Annotated in this window: 16 protein-coding genes and 1 tRNA gene; 12 read left to right on the top strand and 5 right to left on the bottom strand. The window is 69.4% G+C overall.

Annotated features, from left to right (window positions below):
* Nucleotides 1-70 precede the first annotated feature (70 nt).
* Entirely contained in the window at nt 71-1,324 is a 1,254-nt protein-coding gene (locus tag JL108_RS16940) for a glycosyltransferase family 2 protein (RefSeq protein ID WP_205199321.1), read from the top strand.
* Here the strand turns inward: JL108_RS16940 and JL108_RS20555 are convergent.
* From JL108_RS20555 to JL108_RS16925, 3 genes are all read right to left on the bottom strand, one after another.
* The gene (locus JL108_RS20555; protein ID WP_205199320.1) at nt 1,312-3,963 is read right to left on the bottom strand and encodes a LuxR C-terminal-related transcriptional regulator; all 2,652 of its coding nucleotides are present in this window, start codon (nt 3,961-3,963) and stop codon (nt 1,312-1,314) included. The two genes, JL108_RS16940 and JL108_RS20555, sit on opposite strands and share 13 nt — an antisense overlap.
* Nucleotides 3,964-4,139: 176 nt before the next feature.
* Nucleotides 4,140-4,247 (bottom strand): methionine/alanine import family NSS transporter small subunit, encoded by a 108-nt coding sequence (locus tag JL108_RS16930; RefSeq protein WP_143914562.1) that lies wholly within the window; start codon nt 4,245-4,247, stop codon nt 4,140-4,142.
* On the bottom strand, nt 4,244-5,815 hold the full coding sequence (locus JL108_RS16925; RefSeq protein ID WP_205199319.1) for a sodium-dependent transporter: 1,572 nt from the start codon (nt 5,813-5,815) through the stop codon (nt 4,244-4,246). Before JL108_RS16925 ends, JL108_RS16930 begins: the two co-directional genes overlap by 4 nt.
* A gap of 127 nt (nt 5,816-5,942) precedes the next feature.
* Between JL108_RS16925 and JL108_RS16920 the strand changes: the two genes are divergently transcribed.
* Nucleotides 5,943-6,923, top strand: coding sequence for an ATP-binding cassette domain-containing protein (locus JL108_RS16920; RefSeq protein WP_205199318.1), 981 nt, complete (start codon nt 5,943-5,945; stop codon nt 6,921-6,923).
* Nucleotides 6,923-7,759, top strand: a complete 837-nt coding sequence (locus JL108_RS16915) for an ABC transporter permease (protein WP_205199317.1) — start codon at nt 6,923-6,925, stop codon at nt 7,757-7,759. The genes JL108_RS16920 and JL108_RS16915 overlap by 1 nt, the downstream gene beginning before the upstream one ends.
* Before the next feature lie 369 nt (nt 7,760-8,128).
* On the opposite strand, the gene JL108_RS16910 is transcribed toward JL108_RS16915, so the two are convergent.
* Nucleotides 8,129-11,221 (bottom strand): BTAD domain-containing putative transcriptional regulator, encoded by a 3,093-nt coding sequence (locus JL108_RS16910; RefSeq protein WP_205199316.1) that lies wholly within the window; start codon nt 11,219-11,221, stop codon nt 8,129-8,131.
* Nucleotides 11,222-11,318: 97 nt separating this feature from the next.
* On the opposite strand from JL108_RS16910, the gene JL108_RS16905 reads away from it, so the two are divergent.
* The 5 genes from JL108_RS16905 (at nt 11,319) to JL108_RS16885 (ending at nt 15,782) form a co-directional block, all read left to right on the top strand.
* A complete protein-coding gene (locus JL108_RS16905) occupies nt 11,319-13,379 on the top strand; it encodes an alkaline phosphatase family protein (RefSeq protein ID WP_205199315.1) in 2,061 nt (686 codons plus the stop codon).
* Nucleotides 13,376-14,140, top strand: a complete 765-nt coding sequence (locus JL108_RS16900) for an MBL fold metallo-hydrolase (protein ID WP_205199314.1) — start codon at nt 13,376-13,378, stop codon at nt 14,138-14,140. Before JL108_RS16905 ends, JL108_RS16900 begins: the two co-directional genes overlap by 4 nt.
* A complete protein-coding gene (locus JL108_RS16895; protein WP_205199313.1) occupies nt 14,133-14,699 on the top strand; it encodes a DedA family protein in 567 nt (188 codons plus the stop codon). The genes JL108_RS16900 and JL108_RS16895 overlap by 8 nt, the downstream gene beginning before the upstream one ends.
* Nucleotides 14,700-14,934: 235 nt before the next feature.
* Entirely contained in the window at nt 14,935-15,543 is a 609-nt protein-coding gene (locus JL108_RS20550; RefSeq protein WP_185973193.1) for a DUF2975 domain-containing protein, read from the top strand.
* Entirely contained in the window at nt 15,543-15,782 is a 240-nt protein-coding gene (locus JL108_RS16885) for a helix-turn-helix transcriptional regulator (RefSeq protein ID WP_143914571.1), read from the top strand. Before JL108_RS20550 ends, JL108_RS16885 begins: the two co-directional genes overlap by 1 nt.
* A gap of 64 nt (nt 15,783-15,846) precedes the next feature.
* On the opposite strand, the gene JL108_RS16880 is transcribed toward JL108_RS16885, so the two are convergent.
* The gene (locus JL108_RS16880) at nt 15,847-17,058 is read right to left on the bottom strand and encodes an MFS transporter (protein ID WP_307837306.1); all 1,212 of its coding nucleotides are present in this window, start codon (nt 17,056-17,058) and stop codon (nt 15,847-15,849) included.
* A gap of 55 nt (nt 17,059-17,113) precedes the next feature.
* On the opposite strand from JL108_RS16880, the gene JL108_RS16875 reads away from it, so the two are divergent.
* The 4 genes from JL108_RS16875 (at nt 17,114) to JL108_RS16860 (ending at nt 23,216) form a co-directional block, all read left to right on the top strand.
* Nucleotides 17,114-18,040: a Ppx/GppA phosphatase family protein gene (locus JL108_RS16875; protein WP_205199311.1), complete on the top strand. Its 927-nt coding sequence runs from the start codon at nt 17,114-17,116 to the stop codon at nt 18,038-18,040.
* Nucleotides 18,040-18,951, top strand: coding sequence for an NAD(P)-dependent oxidoreductase (locus tag JL108_RS16870; RefSeq protein ID WP_205199310.1), 912 nt, complete (start codon nt 18,040-18,042; stop codon nt 18,949-18,951). Before JL108_RS16875 ends, JL108_RS16870 begins: the two co-directional genes overlap by 1 nt.
* A 9-nt stretch (nt 18,952-18,960) precedes the next feature.
* Nucleotides 18,961-19,033 (top strand) — tRNA-Leu (locus tag JL108_RS16865).
* 283 nt (nt 19,034-19,316) lie between these two features.
* Entirely contained in the window at nt 19,317-23,216 is a 3,900-nt protein-coding gene (locus tag JL108_RS16860) for an HtaA domain-containing protein (protein ID WP_205199309.1), read from the top strand.
* The last annotated feature ends 90 nt before the right edge of the window (nt 23,217-23,306 follow it).

Genomic DNA, 23,306 nt, shown 5'->3' with positions numbered 1-23,306 from the left:
CAGGCGTTCCCGGGACGGTCCGGGCTGGCTTAGCATGATGGCGCGCTTGCATCAGGCCGGGAGGTGGACGATGAGCGATCTCGCGGTCTTCATCGCGACGGTCGTGCTGTTCGCGGGCCTCAGCACGACCCTATGGGGGTGTGTGGGCGGCCTGCGCTGGGTGCTGGGCCGGACCCACCCCCTGCCGATCCGCGAGTCGCGGATCCGGCCCGGTCAGGTGGGCGTCCTCATCGCCGCGCACAACGAGGAGACGGTCATCGAGGACACCATCACGGCGGTCAGCCGTCTCGTGCCGGCCGGCCAGGTGTTCGTCGCATCGGACGCCTCGACCGACCGCACGGCCGAGATCGTCCGTTCCTGCGGCGCGAACGTGGTGGAACTCGTGACGAGCCACGGCAAGGCGGGAGCGCTCGTTGCCGGGTTGCGCCACTTCGGGCTGACCCGTCGCTTCGCGGTGATCATGATCCTCGACGCCGACACCGTCCCGAGCGACGACTATCTCTACAGCGGTCTGCCGCTGTTCGACGATCCCGCGGTGGCCGCGGTCGCCGGCCGTGCCTCCACCCGATGGCCCGGCGGGGCCGGATGGATGACACGGGTCCTGGTCGCCCACCGCGAACGCCTGTACGTGCTGTTCCAGACCCTGCTCAAGTACGGGCAGGCCGCGCGCGGACTCGATGCCGTCGCGATCGTGCCGGGATTCGCGAGCATGTACCGGGCCGACGTGCTCGACACGGTGGATATCGCTGCCCCCGGCCTGGCGATCGAGGACTACAACATGACCTTCGAGATCCACGCCAAGTCGCTCGGACGGATCGCCTTCCAACCCTGGTCGGCGCGGGCCTACACGCAGGACCCGGCCACGCTCACCGACTACGTGCGGCAGGTGGGGCGTTGGAATCTGGGCTTCTGGCAGACCCTGCGCCGGCATCGACCGCGCGCGCGGGTCTTCTGGGCCTCGGTCACGGTCTTCGCCGTCGAGGTGGTGCTCAGCAGCGTCCTGGTCCTGGCCCTCGCGGCGACCGCGATCGCGCTCGCCTTCGGTCGACTCATCCGGGTCGACGAATGGTCCGCCCTGTCGTTCCCCTTCGGCGACGTGGTGGTGGCGGCCGTCACCGGGATCGTCGTCGTGGATCTCATCGCGACGACCTATGTCGCGATGCTCACCCGCCGCGCGTCGATCATCGTCTTCGCTCCGGCCTATACGGCCTTACGCGTGTTGGACGCCGCGCTCTGCCTCCGTGCTCTCGTGCACGCGCTCACCCGGCGCTCCAGCGGGGTGTGGCGGAGTCCCGAGCGTCGGATCGAGGGTCAGGCCGCCTGATGGCGTTCGCCGAGCAGCGCGGTGAGCTCGGTGCGCGAACGCACGTCGAGAGCCCGGTAGACATGGGTGAGCCGGAGCTCGACGGTGCGCACCGACACGTAGAGGCGTTCGGCGATCTCGCGATTGCGCAGCCCTTCGCGCACCAGCGAGACGATCTCCCGCTCCGCCGCGGACAGACTCTCCAGGGGCGAGGCGGGGGCGGCAGCGGCAGGTTCGCGGTACGGCCGCAGCCGCAGGTGGGCCGCCCAGCCGCTGGCGCCGATCGCGTCGAAGATCGTCGCGGCATTCGCGGCGGTCCGCTGTGCCTCGGACGTGCGCCCGACCTCGGCCTGGCGGTCCGCGAGGCAGACCAGGCTGCGGGCACCTTCGTAGGAGTGCAGCGAGGACTCGGTGAGGGAAGCGATGTGCTCGGCCAGGAGCGTCACCGCCGCCTCGGCCGACACCAGCCCCTTGACCCTGGCCAGCACATGGTCGCCCCACCGACTCGGATGGGTGGCCAGCAGGCGTTCCAACGAGGTGACGGCCCGGCGAGCCTCGCTCGCTCGACCCGTGAGCAGACAGGCCTCCACGTAGTCGCCCCAGTGGCGCAGCAGGCTCGGATGAGGCACTTCATGACTCAGGACCGTCACCGCGCGCAGATCCGCGACGGCCGACTCGGGGTCTCCGGTCATCAGATGGATGGCGCCGCGCAGTGCCAGGGCGGTGGCGCGGTTGGCCGGATGGCTCTCGTGGGCCGCGAGCTCCAGGCAACGGGCGATCGCCTCATGGGCCGCACCGATATCGCCGGTGATGTAGTGATGCCAGGCCGCGACGAGATCGGTCGTCGAGGAGTCGTGCCGGATCCAGGGCGGGTCCGCTGCCCACAGCTCGATGGCGCGCCGTGCCGCCGTGAAATCCCCGGCGGACAGTTCGTTGCGCACGCCGATGAGATGCGCCACGGTCACCAGCGACCGCTCCCGGAGGCCCGGGTGGTGCAGCATCGTCGTCAACAGGCGACGAGCGCGGGTGTACTCCTCGCGCAGGCTCGCGGCATGGGCGCGCAGCACGAGGGCCTCGGGAGGGTCGGTGGTTCGCCTCGGTCGGACCGGACGGCCGCGGCGGCCGTCCAGGGCATCGGCGACGTCCTCCAGGGCGTCCCGGATGTCGCTGAGCCGCGGATGGATCGTCAGCCGCTCGCTCGCCGTGAGCGCCGACCGCGCCGAAGCGAGCTCGAATCTGGAGAGATGGCCGGCGGCGAGGATGAGACTCAACCGCGAGGCGTCGTCGGGATAGGCATCGCCGTGGAGCGCGGTGGTCGCCTCCACTTCCTCGTCGTACATGCGTTGACCGGAGACCAGCGTCGCCGTCAACTCGGCGGTGGCGAGCGCCAACTCGGTGGTGGGGCTCAGCTGCTGGGCACGGGCCCACTGCGTGTAACGAGCCGCGAGCGCGCTCTCACCCGCGCGCTGCAGGACCCAGACGAGCCGAGCCTGGGCCTGTTCGGAGCCGTTCGGATGCTGACGGAGCCGCGCGTACCCGCTCTCGGCGAGCTCGACCGCCATCCGCAGCTGGCCGGCCTCGGCGGCGTCAGCGGCGGCCTCGAGCAGCTCGGGGACCACAGCCGGCGATGAGCTGAGGAACCCGCGGTGCCAGCTCGCCAGCTCGGGCGAGACCGGGCCGAGCCGCTCGGCGAGCGTGGCGTGGCGGGAGATGCGGTCCGCGCGACGCGAGCGACGCAGGAGGGCGGCTCGGAGGTTCTGATCCTCCATGCTCACGTGATCGCCGTGCAAGGTGAGCACTCCTTCGTCGATCAGTTCCGCCACGAGCTCCTCGGCACCGGTCATCTCCACCAGCGCGTCCAGGGGACAGGCCGGCCCCAGCGCGGTGGTCAGCAGGACCTCGTGTTCTCTCGCGGACACGGCGGCGGTGAGACGAGGGACGACATCGTCGAGCTCTGGTGACCACCGCATGGGTAGGCAGAGCGGGCGGTGCCCTTGACGCTGGTGGTGGTCGAGGGTGCTCAACTGATGCAGCAGGACCGCGGGATGGCCGCCGGAATAGTCGAGCAGCAGCCGTCCCGTCGTCGTGTCGACCGGGCCGGTCTCGCGCAGGAGGCGTTCCGCGGCGTCGACGCTCAACTGCCCGAGCCGGATCGAGGACAGGCTGTCCATGCCCGCAGGAACGGCGGTGACGGAGGCGATCACCCGCACGCCGGTACCGCCCAGGTGAGCCAGCAGGACCGTCAGGATCGCGATGCTCTGGTCGTCCATGACGTCGAGGTCGTCGATGAGGACGAGGGTCGGCGGCAGACGGAGACCTCCGAGGACATCGAGTACGTCGTGGGCCGCGGCGTAGAGGCCGCCGTCGGTGACATGCCGCAGCGACAGATGGTGGCCGAGCTGATGGGCCATCTCCGGGTGCAGGGCGCTGACGACGGCGTCGATCCCTGACAAGGCGAACTCGTGCTCGGAGGCCACGGCACGTACCCACAGCGCCTCGTGGTCGCGCGCCAGCATCCGCAGGATATGGCTCTTGCCGAGACCGTGCTCGCCGACGAGCAGCGTGGCCCCCTCGGTCTCGTCCGCGACGATGCTGCTGAGATGCTCCGCCGCGACGTCAGGACTCAGCGCTGTGACACCGTGGCTCTTCGCCCCTGCCACCGGGGCACTCCGCTCGAACATCGAACCCCCAGACGCCCCCTCCCACCGGTGATATCACCGAAGGGACGCGGAATCCCAGGGGCGAGGGGCAGAACCATCCGAAGGAGTCGTCCGGCTAGTCAGCCGGTGATGGCCCGGGGGCTACGGTTCGGGCCATGTCTCACTGGTGCGGTCGGTCAGTCGCCGAGATCGGGGTGACGACGCAATCGGACGATACTCCACGCGAGACCGCCCCAGAAGAACACGATCGCGAGGATCATGACGACGATGGCGATGGGGGTCATGATGCGCCTCCGTTGCGGCTGGTGCTGCGGGCGTTCTCGACCTCGCGGGCGAGCTCGGTCGTGTCGTCGGGAGCGAAGTCCTCGGTGTCCTCGCGCCGGTAGCGCCGGTAGCTCATCGCGAAGGAGAAGACGGCGACAGCGGCGATGACGCCCCAGCCGGCGACGCCCAGGTACCAGCCCGGGAAGCCGCCGTAGCCGTCGGTGGCGTACGACCAGGCTCCCGTCACCAGGACTGCGGCCAGGATGACGGGCGAGACGAAGCGGATCATGACGCTCCACAGCGGCCCGACGTGCAGGCTGCCTCCGGCATTGAGATGGGCGGCCAGCCGTGGTGTCGACCGGGCGACCCAGGCGACGAGCAGCAGCGTCAGCACCGCAGAGGTGACGACGCCGATGTTGTTGATGAAGGCGTCGATGACGTCGAGCGTGTTGACGCCGGTCGTCGTCGCGAAGAGCAGGACCGAGGGGATCGCGGCGCCGATACCGACGACGATCCCGGCCTTGGCGGGGGTCCACCCGGTCTTGTCCTGCACGGCACCCGACACGACCTGCAGGATCGACAGCAGCGAGGTGAAACCGGCGAAGACCAGGCTGAGGAAGAACAGGACGCCGATGACGGCGCCGCCGGGCATCTCCGCCAGCAGGGTCGGGAAGGTCACGAAGGCCAGCCCGACCCCGGTGATGCCCTCCAGCTCGTCGATCGTGGTCGCCTGCTGGGCCGCGAGGAAGCCGAGGGTGGCGAAGACGCCGATACCGGCGAGGATCTCGAAGCCGCAGTTGCCGAAGGCCACGACGGTGCCCGAGCCGGTGAGATCCGCCTTGCGCCGCAGGTACGAGGAGTAGGTGATCATGATGCCGAAGGCGATCGAGAAGGAGAAGAAGATGTGGCCGTACGCGGCGATCCACACCGCCGGGTCGCCGAGGGCCTCCCAACTGGGCGTGAAGAAGGCGTTCAGGCCGTCGGCGGCCCCGTCGAGGGTGACGGCGTAGATGACGATGGCGATGAACAGCACCACCAGGAGCGGGAGCGTGACGCGATTGGCGCGTTCCAGCCCTCGGCGGATGCCCAGCGCCATCACGGCGATCGTCACGATCCAGACGATCAGCAGCGGCCAGAGCACCTTGCCCACGAGGTCGAGGGAGAACCCGGCGTCCGCGGCGCTCAGGAAGTCATCGAAGAAGAAGCCCGCCGCGTCGTCGCCCCAGGCCCGGGTGAAGGAGAACACGGTGAAGGCGAGGGCCCAGGCGATGACGACCGCGTAGTAGATCGCGATGACGTAGCAGACGGCGACCTGCCACCAGCCGAGCGGCTCGAGCCGGCGGTCGAGGCGTTTGAAGGCCAGCGGGGGAGCCGCCTTGAACCGATGCCCGATCGCGTAGTCGAGGAACAGGATCGGCAGGCCGGCGGTGAGGAAGGCGATCACATAGGGGAGGAGGAAGGCACCCCCTCCGTTCTCGTAGGCGACGCCGGGGAATCGCCAGATATTGCCCAGTCCGATGGCCGAACTGACTGCCGCGACGATGAAGGCGGTCCGGCCGCCCCACGCCTCGCGCCTTACCTCGCTCACGATCCGCCTCCTCGTCGACGAGCTGTCAGGACACGCTAACCGATGGCGGCGCCCATCGCCGGCCATGCGGCCGCCGGTGTCACCGCTGTGAAGGCGCCGTGAAACCGCCGTCCACGACGATCGGTCCATGACCACCTCATCCCACGAACTCGCGGTCCACGCGACCGGCCTCGTGAAGACCTTCGGCTCGACGCGCGCCGTCGACGGCGTCGACCTCGACGTGCGGCGCGGCGAGATCTTCGGCGTCCTCGGTCCTAACGGGGCCGGCAAGACCACGACCATGAAGATGCTCGCCACCCTGCTGTCGATCGACGGCGGCGCAGCGGAGATCTTCGGCCACGATGTCCGCCGCGAGCCTCACATCATCCGTCAGCTGCTGGGCGTCACCGGCCAGTACGCATCGGTCGACGAGAATCTCACCGCGACCGAGAATCTCCGGCTCTTCGCGCGCCTGCAGGGCATCCGCTCCCGCCAGGCCCGCGCGCGGGCGGCGGAGCTCCTCGAGCAGTTCGGCCTCACCGAGGCCGCGGACCGGCCGATCGCCCAGTTCTCCGGCGGGATGCGCCGCCGGCTCGACCTGGCTGCGAGCCTCATCACCCGGCCGCCGTTGATCTTCCTCGACGAGCCGACCACCGGGCTGGACCCGCGCACCCGCGGCCAGATGTGGGAGACCATCCGCGATCTCGTGGCGAACGGCTGCACGGTGCTGCTGACCACGCAGTATCTCGACGAGGCCGATCAGCTCGCCGACACCATCGCGGTGATCGACCGCGGACGCAAGGTCGCCGAGGGCACGCCCGACCAGCTCAAGACCCAGGTGGGCGACTCGACGCTCCAGCTGGCCCTCACATCCGGTGAGGATCTCGACCGAGCCGCCCGGATCGTCGGGGAGACGACCCGCCAGACCCCGGTCCTCTCCCCGGAGCTGGCCCGGATGAACGTGCCGCTCTCGGATGCCGATGATGCCGCCGAGGTGCTGATCGCGCTGCGTCAGGCGGACGTGAGCATCACATCGGTCTCCGTGCAGAAGCCCACTCTGGACGAGGTCTTCCTCGCGCTCACCGGCCATGACACCGCTACCGACGACGACCACGAGGAGGCTGCGTGATGACCACGCTCGATGTCCGTCCCGATGACGTACTCGCAGAACACGACCCGGCCCGTGAGCTGCACCCCCGGGTCAGCCTGCGCGAGACCGTGGACCAGACCTTCAGCATGGCCTGGCGGGCCCTGCTGAAGATGCGGCGCAATCCCGAGCAGCTCTTCGACGTGCTGTTCCAGCCGATCCTGTTCACCCTGATGTTCGCGTACGTCTTCGGCGGCGCGATCTCCGGCGATGTCAAGAGCTATCTGCCGCTCATGGTGCCCGGCATCCTCGCGCAGACGACCATGACGGCGTGCATGGCCACCGGCGTCCAGCTCCGCGAGGACATGGACAAGGGGGTCTTCGACCGGTTCCGGTCCCTCCCGATGGCTCGGATCGCGCCGCTGGCAGGGCCGATGGTCGCGGATCTGGTCCGCTACACCATCGCGACAGTGCTCACACTGACGATGGGCATCGTCATGGGCTACCGGCCCGGCGGCGGCTTCGGTGGCGTCGTCGCGGCGGGATTGCTGCTCATCGTCACCGGGTGGTCGCTGGCCTGGGTGTTCACCTGGGTCGGCACGATCGCCCGGTCCGCGCAGAGCGTGCAGGGCATCTCGATGATGATCATGTTCCCGCTGACCTTCCTCTCCAATGCCTTCGTGCCGACCGAGACGATGCCGTCCTGGCTGGAGGCCTTCGTGACGGTCAACCCGGTGTCGCACGTGGTCTCGGCCGCACGCGACCTGGCCAATGACGGCGCGATCACCGGCGAGGTGGGATGGGCGCTGCTGGGCTGCGCGGTGGTGATCGCGATCTTCGCGCCGCTCTCCGTCCGCTCCTACAGCCGCAAGATCTGAACGGGATCGGTGATCGAGGAGGGACGGCTAGCGCGTCGCGTATCGAGATCAGCATTCCGTAAGTGTGGTCTCGCTCCAGCGCGGCTACGCCCCTGATGCGCTGGCTCCATCGCTCCGGTCGCTGAGCGACCTCCGCTACTCGACCGCCGAGGGTCGGGAGAACTCGGTGGTTGAGTAGCCGCGAGGGACGAGCGGCGATGGAGCCGTGGCACCAGGGGCATAGCCGCCACGGAGCGAAACCACTCACCGAAAGGTGGTCTCGCTCCGTGACGGCGATGCCCTGTTCTGTCACGGCTCCAGCGCTCCCTCGTCCCTCCACCGCAAGCGGGAGGTGCCCCCAGGTCGCACTCGACCACCGAGGGTCCGGGGTCAGGGGAGGAGAGTGAGGGTTCCGAGCTCGTCGAGCAGCTCGTCGATCGGCCGGTTCCGGCAGTCGGCGAGCTGCTCGTCGAGGGCTTCACGGTCCGCCGTCTCCTCGGCGACCGACCAGTCCATCGACGGGTGGGCCTGGTTGTAGCCGAAGCGGCGCGCGAGGGCCAGCAGTCGCACGGCGATATCGCGGTCGAGCCCACCGTGCGCAACCCCCCAGAGCCCGAGGCTGAAGACCAGGCAGCCCAGCACGGGCACGTCGATGCGGGTGCGGCCGCGTGCGAGCAGGGCCGAGAGTCGCTCGGCCGCCTCGTGGACGAGATCGAGGTCGTCGTCGGGGGTGCCGAAGCGGGTGCAGGTCACGACACAGAGCGAGAGAGCCACGAGGCTCCACGGCTCGAAGCCGGACAGCTCACGCCTGCCGGGCACCGTGACGCTGCGGTTGACCGCGAGCCCACGTCGCATGAGACGCCTGGCCTCGCCGCCGTCCCCGCGCCGCGCCGCGATCTCGGCGCGGATGCCCTCCACGCCGGCGGCCCCGCCGAACAGGCCGTGGCCGGTGTCGGCGAGCTCGTCGATGACGGCCTCGGCCCGATCGATCCGGCCCTCGGCGACATGGGCGATCGCGATGTTGAGCCGCAGCCGCGCGGCATCGTCCTCGGCGTACAGCCGACTCAGCGGGCCGACGGCGAGCTCGGCGTCGAGCACGGCCTCCTGGCGTCGTCCCAGCTGCATGAGCAACTGGGACCGGAAAGCACGCATGGTCGCTGGAAGCCACGGGCCGTCGGTGTCCGGGCACAGATCGACGGCCGATGACGCCGCCCGGAGCGCCCCGTCGAGGTCACCGGAGTTCTCGCGCAGGTGAGCCAGCCAGCGCAGGGCACGTAGCCGGGTGTGGAGATCAGCGTCCTCGCTCAACCGGGTCAGCACCGTCAACGCGTCCTCGTCGGTGGCCGTGACCAGGGCCAGCACGGCGTGGACGTCGCCGGCGAGCTGCGGGTCGTCACCCGGGCCCAGTGCGGTCAGTTTGAGGGTCGCCGGGTGTGTTGCGCCGTCGCCGCGCATCGCGGCCGCCAGGACGATCGCCGAGAGCACCCGCCGCATGGCGTGCTGCTCGGCCGGGGTCTCGTCGTACTCGGTCATGAGGGGAGCCACCCGGTCCAGGTAGACCAGGAGCCGGCGATAGCCGTCGGTGATCTCCCAGTACCTCATGAGGCTCGCCGCGAGAGCGAGCACGGCGGGCACGTCCCCGGCGTCGATCGCCACGCGCAGCTCATTGGAGAGGTTCGCCTCCTCGGCGCGCATCGCGTCCACCGCTTCGATCTGACCTGGGCCGATCAGTCGTCCTTGCAGCTCGCGACTGCGGCCGATCGCCCAGGCGCGCAGCCTCGCCTGTGTCACCTCGCGCTCGCCGCTCTCGGTGAGCCGGTCCCGGCCGAACTCGCGCACGGTCTCCAGCATCCGGTACCGCACGCCGGTGTCCTCGTGCACGGTCAGCAGCGAGTGATCCACGAGAGCCTCGACGACGGCCACCGCGTCGTCGCCGAGCAGGTGCTCGGCCCCGTCGAGCGTGAACCCGTCGTGGAAGACCGAGAGCCTTCGCAGGGCCGCGCGCTCGCGGTCGTCCAGCAGGTTCCACGACCAGTCGATGACCGCGAGCAGGGTCTGGTGACGTTCCGGGGCCGCGGTCGATCCACCGCGGAGCAGCGCGAATCGGTGGTCGAGACGGTCCAACACGTCCCGCACCGACATGGCCCGCACACGGGCCGCGGCCAGCTCGATGGCGAGGGGGAGGCCGTCGAGACGCCGCACCAGCTGGGTCACCGTCTCCCCATCGAGGACGACGCCGGGTCGTGCGGCGCGGGCACGCTCGCTGAACAGCGAGATCGCATCGGAAGGTGAGAGCTCGCCGAGCGCGTAGACCCGCTCGGCGCGGATGCCCAGCGGCGAGCGTGAGGTGGTGAGCACGGTGAGGTCGCGGGTATTGGCCACCAGCGTGGCGACGAGGTCGGCGACCGCGCCGATGATCTGCTCGCAGTTGTCGAGGATCAGCAGGGTGGGCGCCGAGCCGAGGTTCTCCAGTACCCGGGTGGCCAGGTCCATACCGCGGGTGCCGGTGCCACCGGAGGTCTCGCGGATGCCCAGGGCGGCGCCCAGCGTGGGCAGCAGTCCTGCCTCGGTGACGACACCGACGAGCTCGATGAAGTGCACGACCGGCTGCTCGGCGCCGTGACCCAGGATGTGCGCCAGCCGTGTCTTGCCCAGTCCGCCGGCGCCCAGGATCGTGGTGACCCGGGAGACGTGCAACAGCTCCCGCAGTCGTGCCACGTCCGCGTCGCGGCCGATGAGGGAGGTGGCGTCGTACAGGAGGCCGTCGCGGACGGGGCGATCGGCCGCGAGAAGCTCGCCGTGGAGTCGGCGGAGCGTCTCGCCCGGGTCCGTCCCGAGTCGCTCCGCCAGGCCCCGGCGGTACTGCTCGTAGCGTTCGAGTGCCGCGGGCGGTCCGTGCTCGGTCGCGACCGAGCGCAGCAGCGCGGTCAGGACCCGTTCGTCGCCGTGGTCTCGGGCGTACTCGGCTTCCAGGAGCGGCACCGCCGCCTGGTGTTCCCCGAGCGCGGACAGGCTCAGCGCACGGACCCGGGTGGCCTCGCGGATGGCCCGAGCGGCCTGCTCGCGCAACCGGCCGAGCGGGCCGTCGTCCTCGACCCCGATCTCGGTGTCCGCCAGCATGGTGGCGATATCGCGTGCCCGGGTCCAGTCGCCGTCGTTCATCGCCCGTGTCGCCTCACGGCCGCGTTCCACCACGACGAGCGCGTCGATGTGCTCGGCCGGAAGGGTCAGCCGGTAGCCGGACTCCGTGCGGACGACGGCCTCGGTCCCGGTGATGCGGCGGGTGCGCGAGACCACCACCTGCAACGCCTTGTGCGGGTCCGCGGGCGGCTCGTCGGGCCACAGGTAGTCGATCAAGGTGGTGTCGCCGACGGTCGCCCCACGTGCCTCCGCCAGCGACGCGAGCAGTACGCGCGGACGGTCGCCGACGACATCGCGGCCGTGCCACCGCACGGCGTCGAGCAGGGCTAGGGGAGGAGCCACCAGCTCAGGATACGAGGCCGAGTGTCCCCGGCGAGATCATCGACGTAGGCCCTGCTCAGGCGTCGAGGCTGAGCGTCACGAACTAGAGTCGTCCGATGTGGCGAGCGTGATCGGGCGATACGGTGCGGCAGTGCGGCGCCGCCTACGGCGGTGGACGCCGTCGTGGCGTTGGCTGTTCGGTGTACTGCGTCTCTTCCTCACCTCCGCTGCTGCCCTGGCGGTGAGCCTGTGGCTGCTGCCGGGCGAGCAGGTCGGAGCCGATGCCGAGACGGTGTTGCTGGTCGCCGCGAGCGTCTTGGCGATCGGAGCGCTCCTGCGCCCGTTCCTGACTCAGCTCGTCGTCTTCACCGGGCCGGTCGGCCTGCTGGTCGCCGGGCTCTTGGCCGATGCCGCGATCCTGGGGGCCGCGCTCGCGGTGGTGCCCGGGGTCGCTCCCTTCTCCTTCAGCGAGCTCGTCTTGGCGGCGTGGGGTGCCGTGGCGGTCGCCGCGGTGCTGAACTGGCTGTTCGACTCCTCCACCGACGAGGCCTTCTTCAGCCAGGTGCTCGGGCGGGCCATCCGTATCGCGCGGCGCGAGTCGGCATCGGGGCCGGGGCTGCTGGTGATCCAGCTCGACGGGGTCGGCGCCGACACGCTGCGCCAGGCGGTCACGGCGGGGTCCTCGCCGACCATCGGCCGGTGGCTCCGTTCGGGCGATTACCGGTTCCGCACCTGGCACACCGGCGTGCCCGCCACGACCCCGGCGGGACAGGCCGTGCTGTTGCACGGCGACGCGCACGAGGTGCCGGCCTTCCGCTGGTACGACAAGGCCGCCGGGCGCTCCTTCGTCAGCAGCCGGCCCGAGGACGTCGCCGTCGTGCAGGAACGCATCTCCACGGGGCGGGGCCTACTCGCCGATGACGGTGTGAGCGTCTCCAATCAGTACTCCGGTGACGCTCCGACGTCCTTGTTGACCATGAGCAGCGCGGGCATCCCGCGCGATCGTGGGCTCGCCGCCTTCATGACGACCTCGGCCGGTTTCGCCCGGTCGGTCGTCCTGATGGTCGGCCAGATGGTCACCGAGGTCTATCAGGGCCGCAGACAGCGACGGCGCGCCGTCGTACCTCGGGTCAGGCGCAGCGGCAATTTCGTGCTGTTGCGCGGGCTGACGACGGTGGTCCTGCGCGACCTCAACGTCCAGCTGGTCAGTGAGCACATGGCACGCGGGGCGCCGGTGATCTTCGTCGATTTCGTGGACTTCGACGAGGTCGCCCATCACGCGGGTCCGGCGCGACCGGAGTCGCTCAAGGCGATGGAGGGACTCGATCGGGTGATCGGCTTCCTCGCCGAGGTCGCGGACGAGGTCGGGCGTGACTACGAGATCGCGATCGTCTCCGACCACGGCCAGTCGCAGGGTCCGACCTTCCGTCAGCTGAGTGGTGCGACCTTGGCCGAGGTCGTCGATCTGCTGGCCGCTCTTCCCGCTCGCCGGGCCCATCACGATGACGAGCCCGCTGAGCTCTGGGGTCCGGCGAACATGCTGAGTGAGTCCGCACCCGGGACGGGACGGCTGATCGGCGCCGCGGCCCGGACGGTCGCGGTGGGGTCGGGAGGTTCGGGCTCCCCGCGTGGTGGAGGCGTCGATGAGAGCCGGCCGCTCGTGGTGATGGCCTCGGGCAGTCTCGCGCATCTCTACCTGCGCGATGTCGAGGGAACCGCCTCGCGCGAGGCGGTGGACGCGCGGTACCCCCTGCTCGTCCAGGGGCTGGCGCAGCACCCGCATATCGGCCTGGTCGTCACGCATGTCGACGGCGGCCTGCGCGTGGACGGGGCTACCGGGTGGCGGTTGCTCGGGCCGGGATCCGGGTCGGTGCTCGACGGGTCCGGCATCGACCCGTTGCTGGACTACGGGCCCTTCGCCGAGGACGATGTCCGCGATGTGGCGACCCGCGCGCACGCCGGGGATCTGGTGGTGATGGGCCGCTACGATGCCGACCTCGACGAGGTCGTGGCCTTCGAGGAGCTGGTGGGCTCCCACGGCGGGATGGGAGGCGGCCAGACCGAGGCGGTCTTCGTCCATCCGTCGAGCTGGCGGGTCGACCGTCCGGCGCTGCGTGGGCGCGATGTCCACGATGTCCTGGTCGGGCGTCTCGCGGAGCAGGGGCTGAGGTCGTCATGAGTGCCACGGAGATCACCTGGTGGGGTCACTCGACGGCATCTGTCGAGACCGGCGGGGTTCGGCTGTTGACCGATCCCGTGGTGACCGATCGACTCGCGCACCTGCGCCGGCTCGCGCCGTCGGTGCGCGAGGAGGAGGCGCTGATCGCCGATCTCGTGGTCGTCTCCCACCTGCACCCCGACCACTTCCACGTCCCGACGTTGCGCCGGCTGCGTCGCGGCACCACGGTGCTGGTGCCGCGCGGGGGAGGACATCTGCTGCGCGGCGCCGGCCTCGATGTCGACGAGCTGGCCCCCGGCGATACCGGTTCGGCATCGGGTATCGAGGTGCGCGCCACGCCCGCGGTGCATCCGCACCGGCGCCATGTGGTGTCGCGGCTGAGCGGCGAGCCACTGGGTTTCGTGGTTCGTCAGGGAGGGAGCTCGCTCTGGTATCCCGGCGACACGGAGCTGTCCGATCACGTCGACGACGTGGGTGAGGTCGATGTGGCGCTCGTGCCGATCGGAGGCTGGGGCCCGACCCTGGGCGCCGGTCACATGGGGCCCCGGGACGCGGCCGAGGCGGTACGCCGCGTCGGCGCGCGATGGGCCGTTCCCGTGCACTGGGGCACGTTCTGGCCGCTCGGGGTGCGCCGCGGCGGACGGGTCTACGAGCGGTTGTTCCGGACGCCGGGGGAGCGGTTCGCCGAGGCCGTGACGACCGCTCAGGTCGAGTCGATGGGGCACGGCGCGACCATCCGCGTGGGAGGCGACCGTGGCTGACGACCTGGGATGGGTGCATCTCGTCGTCCTGGTGGCGGTGATCGCCTTCGGTGCCGTCGTGCCGGTCGTGCCGACCGGTCCGACCCTCGCCGCGGCCGCCGTGCTCGCCCACGACGAGGCGCCGTGGGAGCTGCTGCTGGTGCTGGCGGCCGGCTGGCTCGGTGCGTATCTCGGCGACTGCGTCGTCTTCGTGGTCTTCAGCGCGACCGGTGGGAGGGTGGCCGACAAGGTCCCGTGGCTGCGTGCCGATCGCCCCGCGATCACCCGGATGAGGACGCGTATCGAGGAGAACGACGTCGCGGCGATGACGGTCTCGCGGCTGATCCCGGCGGGGCGCTTGCCGGTGCTCATCGCGGCGGCGTTGAGCGGCTACCCGTGGCATCGTTTCGCCGTGACCTGCGTGTTCTCGGCGGGGGCGTGGGCGGTGCTCTACGTCGGGATCGGCGTCCTGGGCGGTGCCGTGGTGCCGAGCAACACGGTCGCGCTGATCGCGGCCGTCGTCGTCGCCTTCGCCGTGGGTGTGGTGCCCAAGGTGATGCCCCGCCGGCATGCGACGTGACCTCCTCTCACCGCGGGGCGGTAGATCATCAACCTTTCCCGTGCCCGGGCGGTACGCCAGCAACCTCATGCCACCCCGATAACGTTGCTGGCCTACCTCTGCCCACGGCCAAAGGTTGCTGGTGGGCCCGTCCCGGTGCCCGGTGAGCGATGCCGATGTCCTACCGCCGGGCGGCTTGACCTCCTCGCCATATCGTGTTTCGATAATATCGATAAACGATATGAAGGGAGTTGTCGTGAGAAGCAACGGACTGTGGAACACCGAACGCGGCGATCTGTGGGCGGTGATCGTCGTGGGCGCGGCCGTGGCGCTCGGATCGGTGTGGTCGATCATCATGAGCCTCATCGAGATCGTGCCCAATAGCGATGTCCCGGTTCGCGTCCAGCTGGTCGGGGAGACCTTCGACCTGCCGATCGGTCCTGACGGAGCACCGGTCGAGGCCGGGGTCGACGAGATCACGGTGCACGTGAGCGACCTGCCCGTGGCGTCCCACGTCTCTGCTATGGGCGCGGCGATCGTGCCGAGCCTCGCGGTGATCGCGGTGGCCGTGTGCGTGCTGCTGCTCTGCCGCAATCTGTTGCGGGGGGAGTTCTTCAGCCGGACGAACACGCGGCTGGTGATCACGACCTCGATGGTCATCGCCTTCGGCTGGGTGATCACGCTCCTGTTCACGGTGATGGCCAGCAACGGCGCACTCGCGCAGATCGAGGCGAGGCCGGTCTACGAGTCGGTGCAGTTCCACCTCGACTGGTACGCCGTCCTCGCGGCGATGGCTGTCGGTGCGCTCGGCGCCGCCTTCCATGCCGGTGAGCGGATGCAGCGGGACACCGAAGGGCTCGTCTGATGCCACCGGAGGACGAGGCGGGGCGCGTGCACTGCCGCTTGGACGAGCTGCTCGCCGAGCGCGGCATGACGCTCAGCCGGCTCGCCGAGCTCGTGGGCGTCACGGTGGTCAACCTGTCGATCCTCAAGAACGACCGGGCCAAGGCGATCCGCTTCTCCACCTTGACGGCGATCTGCGATGTCCTCGGCTGCGAGGTCGGCGACCTGCTGGTCGTCACTCCACCCACTCCGGGGCGGTAGACCATCAACCTTTCCCCGCCCCCGGCGGTAGGCCAGCAACGTCATGAGGTGCTGATGAGGTTGATCAGCTACCGCCGCCGGGCGAGGTGGAGACTCGTCGCGAGGTAAGCACCGCGACGATCACCGGGAGCGTGAGCAGGGCGGTCGCGAGATTGAGGATGCCGAAGCCGAGGGTCGCGACGATGAGTCCGGCGAGTAGGCCACCGGCCGCGCCGGCGAGGTTCATCGTCAGGTCGCTGAACCCCTGCACCAGCGGTCGGACGTCGCGCTCCACGCTGCGTGTCAACAGCGCGGCTCCCGCGATGATCGAGGCGGACCAGCCGACACCCAACAGGATCAGACCGGCCGTGATCTGGGGTTCGGAGTGCCCGGCCGTCCCGGCGAGTGCCGTCGCGCCCACGAGGACGGACATGCCCAGCAGGATCGTCGTGTCCGCGCCGATCCGGTCGGTGAGCCAGCCCATGACGGGCGAGAGGGCGTACATGCCGGCGATGTGCAGGCTGATCGTGAGCCCGATGACCTCGAGCGCCGCCCCGTGCCCCTGCATGTGCACGGGCGTGAGGGCCATGACCGAGACCATGATGGCGTGCGCGATGGCGACGGTCAGCACCGCGACGGCGGCGCGCCCGCGCACATGGGGCAGCGCGCGGGCGATGACACCTCGCTCGGGCGTTGCCGCGGTGGCCCGGACCAACGGCTCGGGTCGCAGGAAGAGGAACGTGGCGAGACCGGCGAGACCGTACGCGACCAGCGAGAACACCATCGGGCCGGCGAGGGACGGGATATCGAGCCACTCGGCGACGGCGGCGCCGGGGCCGGTGAGATTGGGTCCCGTCACCGCCCCGATCGTGGTGGACCAGACCACGATCGAGATCGCCCGTCCGACCTGATCGGGCTCGGCGCGATCGGCGGCGGCGAACCGCGATTGCAGGTTGGCGGCCGTGCTCGCGCCGAACAACATGAGTCCGGCCAGCGCGAGCGGTAGGGATGCGAGCACGGCCGCGCCGATGGTGACGCCCGCTCCGACCGCCCCGAGCCACCATCCGGCCGTCAGGGCCGGCCGCCGGCCGCGACGGGCGGCGAGTGTCGACAACGGGATCGTGAAGAGCGCCGCGCCGAGGGTCAGGGCGACGGTGGCGGTGCCGGCCCAGGCGTCCGATCCGCTGATGTCACCGATCAGCAGGGCGCCGATCGCGAGACCGGCGCCGTTGCCGATGCCACCGATGACCTGCACCAGGGAGAGCACGGTGACGATACGAGACTGCGGCGACGACACCTCCACACTCTAGGGGGAGCGTGTCCTGGGCGAAGGTCATCGCTAGGGTGTTGACATGCCGGAGCGCGTCGCCGCCATCGACTGTGGGACCAATTCGATCCGCCTGCTCGTCTGCGATGTCGACGGCGAGTCCAAGACCGATCTCTTGCGCGAGATGCGCATCGTGCGGCTGGGCCAGGGAGTCGACACGTCTGGTCGGCTCAGTCCCGAGGCCATCGATCGCACGCTGGCGGCCACCCGCGAGTACGCCGAGTTCATCGCGATGCTCGACGCCACGACGATCCGGTTCTGTGCCACGTCGGCCGTCCGCGATGCCGCGAACGCCGACGAGTTCTCGTCGGCCGTCGAGTCGGTGCTCGGAGTGCGTCCGGAGATCCTGTCGGGGGACAGCGAGGCGCGCGCCTCTTTCGACGGCGCGACGCGCGAGCTCGACGGCGCACGGACATTGCTGGTCGATCTCGGCGGAGGATCCACGGAGATCGTCGTCGGCGAGGGGGAGGACATCCAGTTCGCCACCTCGCTGGACATCGGCTCCGTCCGGCTGACCGAACGCTATCTTCCGGGGGATCCGCCCTCCGTGAGCGAGATGACCGAGTGCATGACGGCGATTGACGCGCTCGTCGTGCCGATCGTGGATCGCCTGGAGCCGGCCGATCTGTTCGTCGGCGTGGCCGGCACCGTCACCACGATCGCCGCGCACTCGCTGGGTCTCGGCTCGTACGACTCCGAGGCGATCCACGGGGCGAGGTTGCACGTGGACGATGTCCGTGAGGCCTGTCTGTCGCTGGCCTCGATGTCGGTGGCCGATCGCCGGGCGCTGCCGTTCATGCACCCGGGGCGTGCGGACGTCATCGGGGCGGGGGCGTTGATCCTGGACCGGCTCATCGAGCTTCTTCCCCTCTCGACGGACACACTGACAGTCAGCGAACACGACATTCTCGATGGCATCGCCTGGGGTGCCACGACTAGGAGGGGTGACTGATGGCGATGCGCGTGAGCGTGCCGGACGCGAGCTGGCTCGACAGCCTCAACGATCTGGGACTCGGTCTCGATCTGCTCGTATGGGATACGCAGGGTCCGCAGCCCGATGGCGATCTGGACCTCGTGGTCTGGCCGTACACCCTCGATCCGTCCGCGATGGCGTCGGTCGACACGAGCCGTGTCGGCGTCATCCAGGGGCAGTCCCTCGGCTTCGACGGTGTCGCGGAGAATCTGCCTGCCGGCGGGGTGTTCTGCAATGCGATCGGTGTGCACGAGGAGTCGACGGCCGAGCTGGCCGTGACGCTCGCGCTGGCGTCGGCGCGCCGGCTCGATGTCTTCGCCGACCAGCAGTCGCGAGGGGAGTGGGTCAAGACCTTCACCTCGAGTCTCATCGACAAGCGCGTCCTCCTGCTGGGGATCGGCGGTATCGGCGGAGAGATCGTCAAGCGGCTCGACGGCTTCGGCTGCGAGCTGATCCGCGTCGGCACGTCCGCACGTGACGACGAGCGGGGTCACGTGCACGCCACGAGTGAGCTGCCCCAGCTGCTGCCGCGCGCGGATGTGGTGATCGTGGCGGTGCCGCTGACCGAGCAGACCACGGGGCTCATCGACGACGACTTCCTCGGGGCGCTGCCCGATGACGCGATCGTCGTCAATGTGGCGCGCGGCAAGGTGGCCGACACCGACGCCGTGCTGCGGGCGCTGCCGCGTATCCGGTTCGCCAGCGATGTCTTCGATCCCGAGCCCCTGCCGGACGATCATCCGCTCTGGGCCGCGAAGAACGTCATCATCACCCCGCATGTCGGCGGGATGACCTCGGCGATGCGTCCGCGCATCGAGAAGGTGGTGCATCGTCAGGTGCGTGCCCTGGCTGCGGGGGAGGAGCCGATCAACGTGGCCGTCCGTACCTGACGAGGCCACGCTCCCGTAGCCCAACGGCAGAGGCAGACGGCTTAAACCCGTCCCAGTGTGGGTTCGAATCCCACCGGGAGCACCGTTGACCGGTGATGATGCGTTGTGGTCGCCATGGCGACCACAACGCATCATCTTGCGTCCGGGCCTCCTTGAAACGTGATGCGTCAGGGTCGCCATGACCGCCGCAGCGCATCATCATCGGTCCGTGCCCGCGGCCGGCGATATCGCGCCGGCTGGAACTCATTGCCCAAAGAATGAGACCCCTTAGGTCAGCCTGAACTTACTTAGGCTAGCTTTAGCTTTACTGGCGACCATTGCGGTGCCCTCCTGGGCGTCGCGACTACCAAGGAGAGGCGTCTGTCGTGGAAACCCCCGTTTCACGCGCGCGGAGCAAGTCCCCACTGCTCGTGCTGTTGACTTCATTACTGATCGTCCTGAGTGGAATCGCGCTGCCCAGCGCCGCTCAGGCCGCCCCCGAGCAGGGCACCGTCGAGGGCGCGACCCTCGACTGGGGTGTCAAGCAATCATTCCGCAACTACCTCACTGGCCCGATCGCGCACGGTTCGATCACGATGCTCGGATCGGCGACGCAGGTCGGCGGTACTAAGGGCGGATTCTCCTGGCCCGGCGGCTCGGGTGAAGCGGCGACCAATGGAAGCTCCGCGGATGTGGGCTTCGGCGCAGGCAATGGTGTTCACTTCCGCGGCCACGAGATGACCGTGGACGGCCAGACCGCCGATGCGCTGGACATGCGGTTCACCAACCCGCGCATCCTGGTCACCTCGACTACGACGGCTGAGTTGTACCTCGATGTCCGCAGCCGCAAGTTCGAGGGCATGACCTCGATCAGCGACGAGTTCTTCGACCAGACCAACGTGCATTTCGCCGATGTGGCGCTCTCCCAGCCCACGACGAATGGCACGACGTTCACCTGGACGGGCGCGGCGACCACGCTCACTGAGGCCGGTTCAGAGGCCTTCGGTGGGTTCTACGGCGCTGGCGATGCGCTCGATCCGCTGAACTTCACCGTTCCGGTCGCCGCGACGCCCGATCCCGAGGCCACCACCACGACCCTCTCTGTCGCTCCCGAGGGTGACATCGAGGAGGGCACCGAGGTGTCCCTCACCGCTACCGTCGCACCTGCTGCCGTGGGAACCGTCGCGTTCCGCAACGGTGAGAACGCGCTCGGCGAGCCGGTGACCGTCGAGAACGGCACCGCCACGCTGAAGACCAGCGACCTCCCGGTCGGCGACCACAGCATCACCGCCGTCTTCACTCCGGCCGATGCCGCTGCCCACCTCGGCTCCACGTCGGACCCGGCGACGGTGTCCGTCAAGAAGACCGCCGACCCCGACCCCGTGTGGGAGCCGAAGATCGAGGTCTTCCGTGAGGACGGCACGACTCCGGTGGGTGACACGAAGCTGTCGGAGGGCGACAAGGTCGTCGTCAAGGGCTCGGGCTTTGATCCGGAGGGCAATATCGCTCCGGCTGGTGGCAGGCCCCCGATCTCCGCGGGCTCACCGGCGGGCACCTACGTGGTCTTTGGCAACTTCGCTGAGAACTGGCAGCCGTCCGGTGGCAATGGCGAGCGGAACATCGGTTCGCAGCGCTGGGTGTTGAGCGAGGATGCGCTGAACCAGGTTGACCCCCGCTATCAGGGAACCATCCGTGGTCAGTGGGTGGAGTTGTCCGAGGAGGGTGAGTTCACCTGGGAGGCCACGCTCGAGGAGCCGGAGAAGCTCGCCGAGAACGGTCACTACGGCATCTACACCTACGGTGCTGGTGGGGTCAAGAATGCCGACCAGGAGCTTGGGGTTCGGCTGAACTACAAGGCGGCCGGATCTGAGCCGGAGCCGGTCTGGGAGCCGAAGATCGAGGTCTTCGCCGAGGACGGAGTGACGCCCATCGGCGATGCTGATCTCGAGAAGGGCGACAAGCTCGTGGTCCGCGGCAGCGGATTCGACCCCGAGGCTAATGTCGGTGGTCGCGGCGTCCCGATCCCGAACACCCTCCCGCAGGGCACCTATGTGACCTTCGGTCACTTCGCGGAGAACTGGAAGCCCTCGGACGAGGTCGCCTCCAGCCAGCGCAAGATCGGCTCGCAGGGCTGGGTCCTGACTAAGGACACGGTCGACAAGATCCCCGCGAACTACCAGCAGATCGTCAAGAACCAGTGGGTCCCGCTGTCGAATGAGGGCACCTTCACCTGGAATGTGACGCTCGAGTCCCCTGAAACCCTGGTCAAGGACGGCCGTTTCGGCATCTACACGTTCCCCGGCGGCGGTGTGAAGAACGCCGACCAGGAACTGGCGGCGCTACTCGGCGACTACACCGCCTCGCCGGACGTCACCAAGCAGCCCTCCGCGAAGACGGTCAAGGCCGGTGAGAGCGTCTCGTTCGAGGCGACCGGCAAGGGTGTCCCCGCCCCGTCGGTGCAGTGGCAGTCCAAGACGGGCAACGCCGACTGGGCCGACATCAAGGGCGCGACGACGACCAAGCTCGATCTCGCCGACGTGTCCGCGGATAAGGACGGCACGCAGTACCGTGCGGTCTTCACCAACGAGCACGGCACGGTCGAGACGAATGCTGCGACCCTGACGGTCGAGAGCCTGCCCGAGCAGCCTTCGGACCCGACGATCGGGATCGAGAAGAGCGGCTCGGCGGTCCAGCAGGTCAAGCCCGGCGACAAGCTCACGATCGAGATCTCTGATCTCAAGCCTCAGGAGAAGGTCTTCGTCGAAGCGCACTCCGATCCGGTCGCGATCGGCAGCCCGGTCGCGAACGCGCAGGGTGTGGCGACGGCCAGCTGGACCGTCCCGGCGAACTTCCCGGCGGGCAGCCACAACATCGTCGTCTTCGCGGCGAACGGTGACGTGAAGGGCGACGAGCTCGGACGTCAGCCCTTCGCGGTCGCTGACGCCGCGCCGGTCGGCGAGTGCCGGCAGGTCACCAGCGAGTCGCTGACGTGGGGTGTCAAGCAGTCCTTCCGCAACTATGTCGGCGGTCCGATCGCCCACGGCAAGATCTCGTTGCTCGGTCGCACCACGCAGGCCGATAGCGGTGCCTTCGTCTGGACCAAGGGAGCCGGCAAGTCGGCGCTCGACGGCAGCGCCGCCGACATCGCCTATGGCACCGGTAACGGCGCCCGCTTCACCGGTCACCAGATGGGTAGCGACTACGCGCTCGACCTGCAGTTCACCAATCCGCGCGTGGTCGTCACCTCGGCCACCACGGCTCGACTGCACGTCGACGTCGCCGGTCGTGACTTCAAGGACATGACCAGCGTCGGCGAGCGGTTCGAGACGAAGGACGTGCATTTCGCCGATCTGGCGCTGAGCGCTCCTGCCACGTCCGGCGCCAAGCGCACCTGGACCAACGCCGCGGCCACACTGACGGCCGATGGTGAGCGGGCCTTCGGCGGCTTCTATGAGGCCGGTACCGAGCTCGATCCGGTGTCCTTCGATGTGACGACCGGCGCTCAGATCGACTGCGACGACGTCCAGGGTCCCGGCGGCGGCTCAGGGGAGACCCCGGCCGGCGGCGGTTCCGGCGGTTCCGGTGACAACGGCAACGGTGGCACCACGCCCGGCACCGGCCCTGGTGTCGGTCAGCAGGGTGACCAGTGTGTCGCTCGTGAGGTCACCGGCGGCAGCCTCGAGTGGGGCCTGAAGGCCAGCTTCCGCGAGTACGTCGGCGGACGCATCGCCAAGGGTCAGTTCTCCGGCGGCAGCTTCTCGGCCACCGGCGGCGCGGTGAACCCGGCCGCCAACGGCATCGGCAAGGTGAACTACTCCGGCGCCATCACGGCCACCGGCCACGGCGGACTGCTCAACTTCAAGCTGAGCAACCCGACCGTGCAGATCACCGGCCCCGGCTCGGGTGTGCTCCATGCCCACGTCAGCTCGACCAACACGAAGGGCGAGACCGTGGTCAACGGCGAGGTCGCGTTCGCGAACCTCTCGTTCAGCGGTGGGGCGGTCAACGGGGACACCATCAGCGTCTCCGGTGCCTCCGCGACGTTGACGGGTGCGGGCGCTACGGCCTTCGCCGGGTTCTACGACGCCGGAACCGCGCTCGACGCGGTCTCCTTCACCGCCAGCCTCGGCGGCGAGGTCCCGTGTGACGGCAGCACCGACCCGGGCCAGCTGCCGAAGACCGGTGCGGAGGCCAATGCCGGCCTGCTGGCACTGAGCGCCTTCGCGGTGCTGGCCGGCGCGGCGATCCTCGCCCGCCGTCGTCAGCTGGTGCAGCAGGGCTGCTGATCCAGCTCGGCCGCAGGGTCCGCCCCCCCCCCCCGCGGGGGGGGCCCCGCCCCACCCAATGAAAAAGAAAAATAAACAAAACACCGAGGC

It is taken from the genome of Aeromicrobium sp. YIM 150415, assembly GCF_016918125.1.
In the GTDB taxonomy this organism is placed as follows: Bacteria; Actinomycetota; Actinomycetes; order Propionibacteriales; family Nocardioidaceae; genus Aeromicrobium; species Aeromicrobium piscarium.
This window is presented reverse-complemented; position numbering and strand designations above follow the sequence as displayed.

Excerpts from the sequence above, each read along its gene's own strand:
- JL108_RS16940 (WP_205199321.1), top strand. The coding sequence starts at position 71 with ATGAGCGATCTCGCGGTCTTCATCGCGACGGTCGTGCTGTTCGCGGGC.
- JL108_RS16930 (WP_143914562.1), bottom strand. The coding sequence starts at position 4,247 with ATGACCCCCATCGCCATCGTCGTCATGATCCTCGCGATCGTGTTCTTC.
- JL108_RS16920 (WP_205199318.1), top strand. The coding sequence starts at position 5,943 with ATGACCACCTCATCCCACGAACTCGCGGTCCACGCGACCGGCCTCGTG.
- JL108_RS16915 (WP_205199317.1), top strand. The coding sequence starts at position 6,923 with ATGACCACGCTCGATGTCCGTCCCGATGACGTACTCGCAGAACACGAC.
- JL108_RS16900 (WP_205199314.1), top strand. The coding sequence starts at position 13,376 with ATGAGTGCCACGGAGATCACCTGGTGGGGTCACTCGACGGCATCTGTC.
- JL108_RS16885 (WP_143914571.1), top strand. The coding sequence starts at position 15,543 with ATGCCACCGGAGGACGAGGCGGGGCGCGTGCACTGCCGCTTGGACGAG.
- JL108_RS16875 (WP_205199311.1), top strand. The coding sequence starts at position 17,114 with ATGCCGGAGCGCGTCGCCGCCATCGACTGTGGGACCAATTCGATCCGC.
- JL108_RS16870 (WP_205199310.1), top strand. The coding sequence starts at position 18,040 with ATGGCGATGCGCGTGAGCGTGCCGGACGCGAGCTGGCTCGACAGCCTC.